Source organism: Niastella soli (assembly GCF_017742245.1).
Lineage (GTDB): Bacteria > Bacteroidota > Bacteroidia > Chitinophagales > Chitinophagaceae > Niastella > Niastella soli.
Window position 1 is genome coordinate 375,180 of sequence record NZ_JAGHKO010000005.1, and the last position, 11,925, is coordinate 387,104.

The window sequence follows — 11,925 nt, forward strand, 5'->3', positions numbered from 1 at the left end:
AATGGATAGTAAAATAAAAGTAGGCGAATTTAATACGCTGAAAATCGCCCGGGGATTCGAATTTGGTATGTACCTGGGGGAGGATAAAGACGTGGTATTGCTTCCCAAACGGTTTGTGCCACCTGGCGTAAAGGTAGGGGACGAGCTGAAGGTATTTGTTTATCACGATTCAGAAGACCGCCTGATCGCCACTACACAGCGTCCCTTTGGCGTGGTGGGGGATATTGTAAACCTGCAGGTGGTGTCGGTAACCAAACAGGGCGCTTTTATGGATTGGGGACTGATGAAGGACCTGTTTGTGGCCAAATCACAACAATTGATGGGCATGCGGGTAGGGGGACAATACCTGGTTAAGATCTACCTCGATGAAATGACCGGCCGCGTAGCCGCCACTGAAAAGATCGAGCGTTTTTTAAGCAATGACTATCTTACCGTAAAAGAGCAGGACCCGGTTGATCTGGTGGTATACCGGCGTACCGATATCGGCTATGTGGTGATCATCAACAACCAGCATACTGGGGTATTACACCACAACGATATCTTCCATGAAATACAGGTAGGTGATAAATTAAAAGGATACATCAAAAATATCAGGGAAAACAATCTTATAGATGTGGGCTCCGGCAAGATGGGCTATCAGCGGGTAGAAGATGAAGCTGGTAAAATAATGCGGTTATTACAGGAGAACAATGGCTATCTGCCTTACCACGATAAATCGGACCCGGAGGAAATCTATTCTTTTTTTGGCATGAGCAAAAAGACTTTCAAAATGACCACGGGTAATTTGTACAAGAATAAGAAGATCATCTTTACTCAGACGGGAATCAAGTTAGTAGAAGAATAAGGGCAATAGGGAATGGGGGAAAGGCAGAAGGGATAGGGCAGAGATGGAAAGATAAAAGGCAAAGGGCTATCTACCAGCTGGCGGATGGCCCTTTGCCTTTATAGTATTAAGTTCTTAAGTTCGTTAGTTTTAGTCAATGCTTGTTTTAAGAAATCCCCTCCTGGGAGGGGTAGGGGTGGGTTTACCGCGAAGAGGCCATTGCCCATTGCCTTTATAGCATTAAGTTCTTAAGTTCGTTAGTTATTGAGTTTGTTAGTTTCCAATTCAATATCGTTTAGTCAATGCTTGTTTTAAAGAATCCCCTCCTGGGAGGGGTAGGGGCGGGTTTGCCGCGAAGAGCCCTCTGCCCTCTGCCTCACCTCAATACTCCATAGAAAAACGAGCTATTATCCGATACCTTATACAACCCACCCAACAGCGGAAGATTGGGGATGTTGGTCTCAACATAATCTACTTTAAAAACAGCATCAGTGGCAAAATAATTCTGCAGCGCTTTATACTCGATTGAACGCTGGGCCCAATTGCCATCATAACTGGGGTTGGTCAGGGTGATTATTCCATTAACGTAGGTGTATGTATAAGTTGCAATGGCCGTGAATGTGGTAGTGTTGGCGTTGCGGGTAATGAGCGTGGCCGTATTGGAACTAGCCAATACAAACCGGAGATCTACGAGTGACCGGGGCGGCTTCATTTGACCAAATGCCGTGGCGCAGGCAAGGTATGCGGCGTTGAACCCGGAGTTAATGCCCGTCGGTGGATTTGGTGGTATATACAACTCCTTATAAATGCCATTGTAAGCAAACAGGTTCTGCATAAGTAAAATGGGTACACTGCTTTGATGCAGTACATATTTGTCGCCATTGGCGGCATATAATATAAAGTCTCCGTTCTCCATGCCTGCTTTTACAAAAGTGATCCCGTTCACTTCAATACCCTTGCCGGAGAAGATAAGCCCTACATCTTCAAAATTATATTTACCGGTTACCTTGGCTACCTCGTCGTTATTGTCAGTGTACTGGAAAGTCACAGTTTTGTTCGACTTGTCGAACAGGAACTGCACTTTGTTATTGAGACCGGCCATGTTGATATAGCTGTAATTTTTCCCATTGAAATAGTTATTGATGGTCTCGATGTTGTCTTTATAGGCGGCGCCGAGGTAGCGGTCTTTCTGCTCGGGGGTGACTTTTACCAGCACCAGCTCGTTCTTGTATTTGAAGCCGCGTAATATGATGCTGTCGCCATTGATACGCTCATATTCGAATTCCACGTCGCTTTGCAACCCGGCCCCGGGATTGCCGCCGTAAGTGCCAGGATTGGGGTCATGCAACATGGAAATGTAATTGTACGTATCGAAGATCAGAGTGGCGTTCATTACCCATTTTATCCGATAGGTAGAGGTATTTGCTTTCGAAGCGGTCTCACTGTTCAGGTCGCCTACCATCAGGATAGATTGTGCCGGTTTAAAATCCATATAGAACCCATAGCCGCCCTTTACATTGGTGGTAAGGGATGCTTTCCAGCCGTATTGGGAACTGTTCAGCGCGCTGTTAAGTTCATCGATCCGGGCCGACATCCTTTCCTCCGGTGTTTCATCAAAGATCTTTGTGTCGTCTTTTTTACAGCCGGTGGTCAACAGGAAGGCTGCAAGTATATATAGCAGTTGTTTCATGATCGGTTAGTTTATAATTTACCATAGAAATAATTATCCGGCTCGTTATTTACATAAAACCCGCCGTACTTCAGGTAATTACCGCCGCCTTCTGCCCCTGGCGGCATCCAATCGGCTTTAAACTGGTTGGTGTTAAAATAAGTATTCAGCGGGGCAAAGCCAGGTGCTGCCATTTTAGCGACTACATATTGCGTAACAGTGGTGTTGTTGGCAAGCAGGGTGAAAGTGATGGCATCATTGGCATTAATGGTATAGTTGAAATCGTACCAGGCTACAAATGTAGCGCCGGCGGCATTGGTGAATGTGTATTGCATTTGCATTACCGTGGATGATAACAATACCACATTAAAAGAAACTGGCGTGTACCCTGCTGTTTTAAGTCCCGCTTTAACGTTTTCCCAGATCTGTTTGAATTTGGCCGACTGGCCGTATTGGGCATAAACCGGTTCGTTGAAGTTTACCACCAGTTGTGGGGTGATGAGGTTGTTTTGCCAGGCGTACAAAATACTCTTGGTCTTATCCTTGTAAGTAAGGCGCAGTACTTTACCCACTTCATTTTGCAGGTCACGGAAGTTGATGTTGAAGTGTTGTTTGAAATAATCCACCACCAGGGCTTCCTTCTTTTTCAATTTTGTTTGTCCATCCGTACCAGCGCCTTTTGCGTAATTATCATACCACAGTTCGCCCATAATAAGGAGGTTGGCTACTGTTTCGGCAAAGTCTTCATTGTAATTCATTCTCGCATACCTTGAAACAAACCCAAGACTTTTGGCTACGGCGAGGGTATTGTTGCCGTTTGTCCAGTCAGTCATATAATCGCTTTTTGTTACCAGTTGAAATTCCGGTTGTATGGCGATCTGTTGGTTCAGGATATGCGTGAATTCATGGTGAATGGTAAGCATTTTAGTACTTACCTGAGCGGGGTCATTAAAGTCAAGTTTATTGAGATCATACAAAATAACCCGGCGGCCGCCATCGGCGGAGCCGAGGGTAAGGGAACCGTCGGTATTGTAAGCCGGTGAGCCAAACAATACGAATTGTTTAGGCGTATAGGTTTTAATGAACGCCACCCCACCTGCCTTTTCGTAGGTTTTAAGAAAGATGTTGATGATCGCGTCGGCGGTAGGTTTCACTTTGTCCAGTTTAACCGGCGATACATCTTTGCCTATATCGCCAAGCAGATCGCGTTCGTACCGGTATTGCAGCTGAATATTGTACGGGTTGGTTAAATTATCGGTGATCCATCCGTCCAGCTCGGTAGGCGCAGGATTGTCTATTATGTATTTCGACATATCTACATCCAGCGTAGATGATTTTCTGCAGGAGCCAATACTCAGGAACAGCAGCCCGTATAAACCTGTATGTAATATATTTTTTAGTTTCATTGTTATCTGGGATTTAATGGTACGTCAGAGGTATTTACATCCTTGGGTAATTGAAACACTCTTCTGGGGTCGCCGGGTGGCAGTTCCGCGAAGGTTTCAGTGCCGCGTTGATCTATATGGTTGTGTTTTACCGTTAGGTTGTTACGAAGGATGTCCATCCACCGGATGCCTTCCTGGATGAACGCACGCTTTTTGGTATCGAGCAGGGCTGCCAGCATGGCCTGTTTGTCATCCGTTTTACCGGTAAAGGTCTTTGCTTTGGCAACGGTGAGTCCGTTAGTGGCCGGAGTATAGTTTCTGGCCCTTGCGCGGCCAAGCTCGTTCAGATCGGCAATGGCCAGGGGGTAATTCTCTTTTTGAATATAAGCTTCTGCCCGGTTCATCAATGCCTCATCAACCGTGAACAGGGGCATCATGATATAAGACAGACCAGTTCCCTGGGCTACATTGGTGATGTAAAAATATTCCTCGTATTTACCGGGGGTATAATTGGGTTCGCCATAATGCCGGATGTTGGTGCGGAAGGAAAGACCAAATACTGTAGTGCCGCCACTTTCGTTTTTTACTTTCTCTCCAAAGCCATACCGGTTTGCCCCTGCACCGCCTGCGCGTTGATAAATGGAATAGGTGTTTGCCAGCAGCAGGTTGAAGGACCGTTCGGCCTTTGTGTTCTCTGCCTGTATTTGCTCAGAACTTAAAGACCACAGATCGCCGGCATATTGGTGGAGGTTATCGTAAAAATTGTTTTCGGGAAATATAGCGCTTACGTGTTCTATTACTTTATCCCAATCCCCTTTAAACAGATAAAAGCGGGCGGCAAATGCATGCGCGGCCTGGGGATTGAAATGGTATTTGGGTACTTCCCACGAGCCTGATCTCAACAGCTTCATACCTTCGGTGAGGTCCTGTTCAATTCTTTCGTATACGCTTTGCACCGTGCCACGGTCGTATGGTTGAAAAACAACGGTTTCAGGTTTGTCAACATACGGGATACCCATACCGTCATTGGCGCCGCCGGGAGCATAAGGGGTAGCAAAATGAATGGCCAGCATGTGATGCACATACGCACGGGCAATTAACGCTTCCCCTTTATAGGGAAGCACTTTGTCGCCGAAGTTGTTTTTCTCAATGGCGTCAAGGGCATGATTGGCCGATGCAATGGCCTTGTAACAGGCGATCCAGTATTCGGCGGGCGTGCAATCACTGGTGCCTTCCGGGTCGTGCCAGAAATACAGGTCCGTAAAGGGCTGACCTTCCTTAGATGCAATGGTGGTCCTGTCTTCCGCATTGTCAGAGGCGGTTTCATTAAAAAGATAGGTCCTGTCGGGATAAGCTGTTACCAACAGCTTCGCAACTTTGTCAACGGTATTTATGTCGGCCCTGTTGTCAGGGTTTTCATTCAGGTATTTTTTACAACTACCTAGTATTAGTAAAAGGGAAGTGTATATAATTAAGTGCTTCATTTTTTTAAGTTCAGGTTGAAATGTGAGTTGTGAGTGGTGAGTGGTGAGTGGGTCCCGACTGTTGAGATTAATAATTATCTAGCACCGTCGGATTAATTCGGCCCTCTACCCTCTGCCATTTCACGTTTGCTGTCTGCCTTCTGCCGTCTGCCGTCTGCCTTCTGTCGTCTGCCATCTGCCGTTTGCCGTTTGCCGATTCCAGGCGTCCTGAGCGTAGCGAAGGACGCCCATTGCCTCGCCCGCCGAAGCTTTAGCGTAGGAGGGCCCATTGCCTCAAAAGCCCAACTTTACTGCCAACGTATATTGCTTAGGTATCGGCATCGCCACCCCGCCGCTATTGATGAATTCGGGATCGGCACCATACAATTTCTTATCTGAGTACAGCAGGGCAATGTTGTTGCCTACGAGCGACAAATGCGCATTCCGCATTTTTACGGCCTTCAGCCATTTGGCCGGCAATTCGTAATCGAGCGAAACTCTTTTCAACCGGATGAAATCACCTTTGGCTACTGCTTCTGTACTATAATTATAGGCATTGTAAGGGTACTGTCCGTTTATTACCGTACCATCATTATTCACTACGCTATTGGAAACATGGTACACGCCCAATAAGGAAGGAATGTTGGTCCGTTGTTCATCGCCCGGCATCAGCCACCTGTCGTTTAGCCGGTTACTGAGTGTATACATGTCGGAATAGGAAGCGGCAAAACCCAGTTGGGGCCGCACATAATTACCGGCCGCAAAAGTGACCAGGGCAGAGAGCGACAATCCTTTCCAGGAAAAGTTGTTATAGAACCCGCCTGTGATCGTAGGGTCTACGGGGCCGTGGTATACCAGGTAGTCTTTATCCTCCGACTGCAACCGGATATAACTGGCGGAGGTTTTTCCATCCTGGTCTATAAACAACGGGTACCCGTAGTTGTGGTCGAGACCAGCAAATGGAACGGAATACAAACCACGTTGCGCATGGCCTAACCGCATGCCGCCTTCCGGTTGTGCGTTTGACCAAACGCTGGGGTTCACCCGCAGGTTGGTGATCTCATTTTTATTAAAGCTTACATTCAATTGTGTACGCCAGCGAAAACCATTGTTGGGCAGTTTGACGGGGTTGCCGCCAATGGTGAATTCAAAACCCTGGGCAGCCATGTCGGCATAGTTGGCTGTTTTTACATACTGACCCCCAATGCCCGAGGTATTGATGGGCCCGATAAGATCAAAGGACCTGCGGCGGTACCAATCCATGGTGAGGTCTATCTTGTTGAACAGGGACAGATCGGTGCCGATGTTCCCCTCATACATTTTTTCCCAGGTGAGCTGGGAGTTCTCCAGGCTATTGATGTAAATGCCTGTTTCTTTTTCAGTGTCGTATGGACGAATCGCAATGCTATTGTAGTATACGGCAGCGGCGTTACGAGCATCGCCAATGCTGGCCGTCATGCCATAGGTACCACGCAGGGTAGCGCGGTTGAGTATATTGGTGAGTTTGCCCGTATAGAATTTTTCCTGGTCAAGGTGCCAGGCGCCCGAGACGTTCCACGTAGGCAGCCAGCGGGCGGTGGTGGATTTGCCCATTTTATTGCTGCCATCGTACCGGCCGGTCACGTTCACACTGTATTTTTCATTAAAGGAATAAGCGGCCCGACCCATGAAAGCGGCAAACCGGTCTTTACCATTTGACATGCTAAAATAAGGATCACCGCCTTCGATCATTTTTTTGAAGAAGCGATAGTTGGGGTTTACCAGTCCACCGTTCTCATACTGATAGCCGATGCCCTGATAGTCGCTGTTCTGACGGTCAGTGCTTCGCAACTCCATGGAACCAAAAAAGTTCACCAGGTGTTTATTGTTGAAGGTATTGTTGTATTCTATATTCTGGCGGAAGTATAAGTTACGCAGGTTATCGAGCGTAGTATTAAAGAAACCGCCTTCGGGCAATACCACTTGCGGCAGCGCATTGGGATTGTCGGGATCGGTATACAGGTTGATGTTATTGTCCGCGATGGTGGCATCGTAATCGGCCCGGAAAGATCCCACCATGTTGGCGCCTTCTTTCACGTAGTGCTGACGCGTATTGTTTACATAGCGGTAGGAGCCGTCGATAGAATATTCCAGTTGCGGAATGATCTTGTATTTGAGACCCAGTTGCACCTGCAGATCGAGCGATCTCAGTTGCAGATAATTTGTCTCCAGCTCGTTCAGCATGTTGAAGGGGGCATAGTTGCGTACAAAATATTCACGGTTGCCATCCGGATCGTAGGCTGTCATCAGCCGGCTGGTATTCAGCGCATACGAGTAGGGGTTAATATCGAAACTTCTTAAGATGGTGCCATTTACAGGGTCAGCCTGTCTGTTCAGGGTTCCGGGAGTGCGCTGGTCGCGTACGGAACCGTTCATCATTACATCGCCCCTGAGCCGGTCGTTTACCCTAAAGTTGTTGCGAAACTTCATGGTGTACCGGTTAACCTTGTCGCCAACAGTCCAGCCATTGTCTTTCATCAGGGAAGTGGAGATATATGTTTGGGAGTTGGGCGAACCCGTGGTCATGCTGAGGGAGTGTTCCTGTAACAGTGAATTTTTAAAAAGTACATCGAACCAGTCGGTGTTGGCCTTTGCGTAGCGTTCCAGGAAGTTCAGCCTGTCGGCTAATGTGTTCTTCAGTGTATAAGAGTCGCTGGTGGCATCGTACTCATACATTTGGTTGTACATTTTGTAAAAGATACCGCCATCTTTACTGCGCGAGATAGAGCTGTGGTTATAATAACCTTTGTTCTCCAGTTCCAGCAAAACCGATAACTGGTCGGCAGAATTCATGATGTCGAACTGATTATAGGATGGCTTCAGGTAAGAGGTAAAGCTGCCGCTGTAATTGATCTGGGGCATTCCATTGGTATTCTTTCCCTTTTTCGTGTTCACTACAATAACGCCATTCATAGCGCGTGCCCCGTACATGGCGGTGGCGGCTGCATCTTTCAGAATGGTGAATGATTCTATATCGTCGGGGTTAATACCAGCCACGGAGGAGCCGATGAGGGTGCTGGCATCGCCGGTAGAAAGGGCTTCATTGGAAATGTTCACCATGTCTTCCAGAATGATGCCATCTACTACCCAAAGTGGTTTGTTTTCGCCGGAGAGCGAGGTGGCACCGCGTACACGTATTTTAGGTGCCGCGCCAAAAGTGCCCGATACGTTCTGTACCGATACGCCAGCCACCTGGCCTTCCAGCATACGGCTTACATCGGGTATGCCATTGCGTTCGGCATCCTTTGCGTTCACTTTGGCAGAAGCGCCGGTAAACAGTTTTCTGTCCACATTCTGATAACCCGTTACCACTACTTCCTGCAACTGGCTGTCTGTTTCCTGCAGCACGATGGTTAATACCGTAGTTGCGCCATGGAGTTTTACTTCCCGGGATGTATAACCTACGATACTAAAAACCAGGGTGGCTTTTTCGGGTATGTTTTTCAATTCAAACCGGCCTTCATTGTCGGTGGAGGTGCCGGTGGTGGTACCTTTTATCATGATGGAAACGCCCGGAAGCGGAGCGCCGGCAGCGTTTTTTACGACCCCTGTGAGGGAGATCTCACCGGCCATAGCGGGTAGTGCGGCTATGATCAGTAACAAAAAGATAATGGGCGGACATAGCAATGCTTTGAGCGGGGGGCGCCCATACCAGGAATGGGTGCCCTCATAAGCAGTAATGGTCATACTGTTTGCGTGTTAGGTTTTTTTAAGGTTTGCCAAATGAAATACGCCTTCGGCCAGGGGAATAGTTGTATTCACCCCCCGGAAGTGGTAATTGCCCTGAAATTATTGTGACTGCTGTGTGCCTGCGGTTAGTGGATCTGTTTGCAAATATGCAAAAAAAAGAAAAGTATTCCGTTCCGCTAATAAATTAACTGTTACGGAGATCCGCTTTGAAAGTTTTAATGATCTTGATGGGGGCACTGCCATTTTTAGGCACCACATCAAAAGAAACCCGCACACCCAGTATAGTTAGTGGTGCAGATGCCTTTAACTGCTGGCCCTGGTACAGTCTTGCCTCTGTTAGGCTGGAAGTTTCGTAGGTGGCTGTAGCAACGATCTCCTGGCGGAAGTTGCGCACGGTCACATAGTTTTGAATGAAGGGATTTATTATATATTTAAGAGAGGTTATATCTAATGTGTATTGTTCAGGCAAAGGGCCATCCGCTTTTGTATGCTGTATAACGGGCGGGGCGCTCAGGTAAAAAATGCCCATTGGTTCATTGAATAAAGGGGCGAGGCCCAGTACCCGGGTATTATCGGCGCCTGGCGGGGCCATGGAGTGTGTACCTTCATAACCAACCAGGCTATTATTGATCCGGATCGAAGCGGGCACATCCAGCTTACTGTCGGCCAAACCCGATTGTGGTACCAGGGTGGCATTTAGTTTATTGCCGGCGGTACTGTCAAAGATGGTTTTTTTCAGGTTGTTAATGGTGGAAACAGAGAAGGTGCCCAACAATTCATCGAGCCCGCTTACCGATTTCACATGTGCCTGCATGTTGCTGCCGATGGCTACCCCCCGGTTGGTGATAAAGCTATTACCAGGTTTTTGCAGGGCGATCATTTTGTTACCGGGATTTTTATCGTTGAGCGACAGTTCCATTACCTGGGCAAAGTCCAGTGTCCAGTCGAATGAGGTCAGGGGCCATTCAAGTTTGATCAGGTTACTATCGTACGCCATTTCGAACTGGGAAATATACCAGGCTTTATCGGTGATGGGCCAGGGTTCGATCATGGAGGCGGTAAATGATTTTATGTTCACGTCAACGATCAGCTGGTCCGCATAATTGAGCAGGTTAGAAACAGGTCCATGCAAGGCCACCTCGTTGATCAGCGAACGGTAATTGTCTACGGAAGGATTGCTGGGCGTGCTATTGTAAGTATAATATCTTACTACACCTCTGAATTTATTATATAAGATAAATACCCGGTTAGGAAAACGGAGGGTGTCTGAAAAACTGTTGTACACCAGTTCCCAGCCATCACTTTTTTTATAATCATACCGCAAACCAGGATCGTAATTCCGCACCACCTGATCGCTCCAGGGAACAGGTACGGTGGGCTGACCCGGTACAACCGGCATGGTCTGCGCATTTTCCCAGTTGAACGAAAAATTTAATCCTGTTTTGGTGGGCGGGACCGTCGCATTGGCCGGAATAGTGATCGTTGGCTGAGCACCTGGGTTGATGGTGGCCGTTTCTTCAACCTCCACGGCTTTTTCGCCGCTAGAACCTTTATCCTTATGACAGCTTATAAGGGTAAAATTGAATATAAGTGTGGCAAGTGCCACTTTGCAGGTGAGGATAATGTGGTTCTTTTTCATGATATAAGGTTGAAGCACTTACAAGACAACCTGGAACAGGATTCTGTTGCGTTAAAGGATTGTTAGAAAGGCAATTTTTTTCCGCCCTTAATGCCCCAGCACTGAACCTTTGGCGAAAGCGGGCAAACAATTTAAAAAAAACTGGCAACCGTTCCAACCTTTCACGGAGGGACTGTAGTTTATAGTGTTACAGGAGTGATCACCTCTGTAACCAAAAACCAATAAATTAAAGTATCATGAAACGAATATTAATCCCGATCTTATTTGTCACCGGGGTAATAGGTTACCTGTCCTGTCAGAAAGATAACAGTAGTAATTCGGCAGCCGTACAAGCCGACAAAACCGAAGGGATCAAAAAAGGCGAACCGGTATTGTTCTCGGTTACAAATACCTCCAATGTTGCCGCAAAATGGTCGGTGAGCCCGGCTGAGAATGTCTCCCTGACCAGCGATGGCAATAGTGCCACCGTTTATTTTAGAAGATCAGGCTCTTATTCGGTAATAGCCAGCATGGGTAATGATGTACAAAGGATCATGGTGAGCGTATCGGATAGCAGTTATTGCGATAGTACCCGCCGGGATTCTGTTTGTGGTTTCCCTACAGATACTATTCCTACTATTCCAAAGGATACCACCCGCCCGGATACTACCTGTAACACTTGTGGTGCGCATGATTCAACATTTTCCCTGGTGAATGACCATATCAATATTTCCGTTGTGAAAATCGATACCGGCAATGTGTCAGGACTGGTGATCAAAGCCACTACCCAGAATACGTACCGCTGCACTTACAATACCTTACTCACGGGGTTATCTACGGGTAGTAACTACACCTTTACCTATCTGGGGGTTTTTGTGCCGGGAGGCTGTAACAGCGGACCGGTTCCCGCACAATCGTCACGGGTATTATATCCCATACAGGATGGAAGTCATGGGTTCAGCGTTGTTGTAAATAATGTTACTTACACAGGTTCCTTTACAAAGACCGGTAATCAGTATAGCTTTACCTGGCCAGATGTAAGTAAAGTAACAATTTCACCATTAACGCTTTAATTAGGCGTTGTAAATGGTAAATTTGCACAGAGCGTATAGGCTGACCTGTGAGGTGCATCATTTGAACTTGCCTTAGTAGTGGGTTGGCTTGCACCTGACAGGTCAGGAGGTAAAGAAGCGATTGACCTGTCAGAGCCTGCCCCGCCACGCGGGGTCCAATTCATC

General features: G+C 47.3%; 7 protein-coding genes. 2 read left to right on the forward strand and 5 right to left on the reverse strand.

The window, feature by feature from the left end; translation table 11 throughout:
- Position 1: 1 nt before the first annotated feature.
- Positions 2–844: a CvfB family protein gene (locus tag J7I42_RS22010; protein WP_209141035.1), complete on the forward strand. Its 843-nt coding sequence runs from the start codon at positions 2–4 to the stop codon at positions 842–844.
- Between the two features lie 355 nt (positions 845–1,199).
- On the opposite strand, the gene J7I42_RS22015 is transcribed toward J7I42_RS22010, so the two are convergent.
- The 5 genes from J7I42_RS22015 to J7I42_RS22035 form a co-directional block, all read right to left on the reverse strand.
- Positions 1,200–2,513, reverse strand: coding sequence for a DUF4302 domain-containing protein (locus tag J7I42_RS22015; RefSeq protein ID WP_209141036.1), 1,314 nt, complete (start codon positions 2,511–2,513; stop codon positions 1,200–1,202).
- 11 nt (positions 2,514–2,524) lie between these two features.
- The gene (locus J7I42_RS22020; protein WP_209141037.1) at positions 2,525–3,898 is read right to left on the reverse strand and encodes a substrate import-associated zinc metallohydrolase lipoprotein; all 1,374 of its coding nucleotides are present in this window, start codon (positions 3,896–3,898) and stop codon (positions 2,525–2,527) included.
- Positions 3,899–3,900: 2 nt separating this feature from the next.
- Positions 3,901–5,361 (reverse strand): RagB/SusD family nutrient uptake outer membrane protein, encoded by a 1,461-nt coding sequence (locus J7I42_RS22025; RefSeq protein ID WP_209141038.1) that lies wholly within the window; start codon positions 5,359–5,361, stop codon positions 3,901–3,903.
- Positions 5,362–5,634: 273 nt separating this feature from the next.
- Positions 5,635–9,066: a SusC/RagA family TonB-linked outer membrane protein gene (locus tag J7I42_RS22030; protein WP_209141039.1), complete on the reverse strand. Its 3,432-nt coding sequence runs from the start codon at positions 9,064–9,066 to the stop codon at positions 5,635–5,637.
- Positions 9,067–9,253: 187 nt separating this feature from the next.
- Positions 9,254–10,708, reverse strand: coding sequence for a hypothetical protein (locus J7I42_RS22035; RefSeq protein WP_209141040.1), 1,455 nt, complete (start codon positions 10,706–10,708; stop codon positions 9,254–9,256).
- Positions 10,709–10,944: 236 nt separating this feature from the next.
- On the opposite strand from J7I42_RS22035, the gene J7I42_RS22040 reads away from it, so the two are divergent.
- Positions 10,945–11,760 carry a hypothetical protein gene (locus J7I42_RS22040; RefSeq protein WP_209141041.1) on the forward strand — a complete coding sequence of 272 codons (816 nt, stop codon included), beginning with the start codon at positions 10,945–10,947 and terminating at the stop codon, positions 11,758–11,760.
- Positions 11,761–11,925 lie beyond the last annotated feature (165 nt).

Excerpts from the sequence above, each read along its gene's own strand:
- J7I42_RS22025 (WP_209141038.1), bottom strand. The coding sequence starts at position 5,361 with ATGAAGCACTTAATTATATACACTTCCCTTTTACTAATACTAGGTAGT.
- J7I42_RS22010 (WP_209141035.1), top strand. The coding sequence starts at position 2 with ATGGATAGTAAAATAAAAGTAGGCGAATTTAATACGCTGAAAATCGCC.
- J7I42_RS22040 (WP_209141041.1), top strand. The coding sequence starts at position 10,945 with ATGAAACGAATATTAATCCCGATCTTATTTGTCACCGGGGTAATAGGT.
- J7I42_RS22035 (WP_209141040.1), bottom strand. The coding sequence starts at position 10,708 with ATGAAAAAGAACCACATTATCCTCACCTGCAAAGTGGCACTTGCCACA.
- J7I42_RS22020 (WP_209141037.1), bottom strand. The coding sequence starts at position 3,898 with ATGAAACTAAAAAATATATTACATACAGGTTTATACGGGCTGCTGTTC.
- J7I42_RS22030 (WP_209141039.1), bottom strand. The coding sequence starts at position 9,066 with ATGACCATTACTGCTTATGAGGGCACCCATTCCTGGTATGGGCGCCCC.
- J7I42_RS22015 (WP_209141036.1), bottom strand. The coding sequence starts at position 2,513 with ATGAAACAACTGCTATATATACTTGCAGCCTTCCTGTTGACCACCGGC.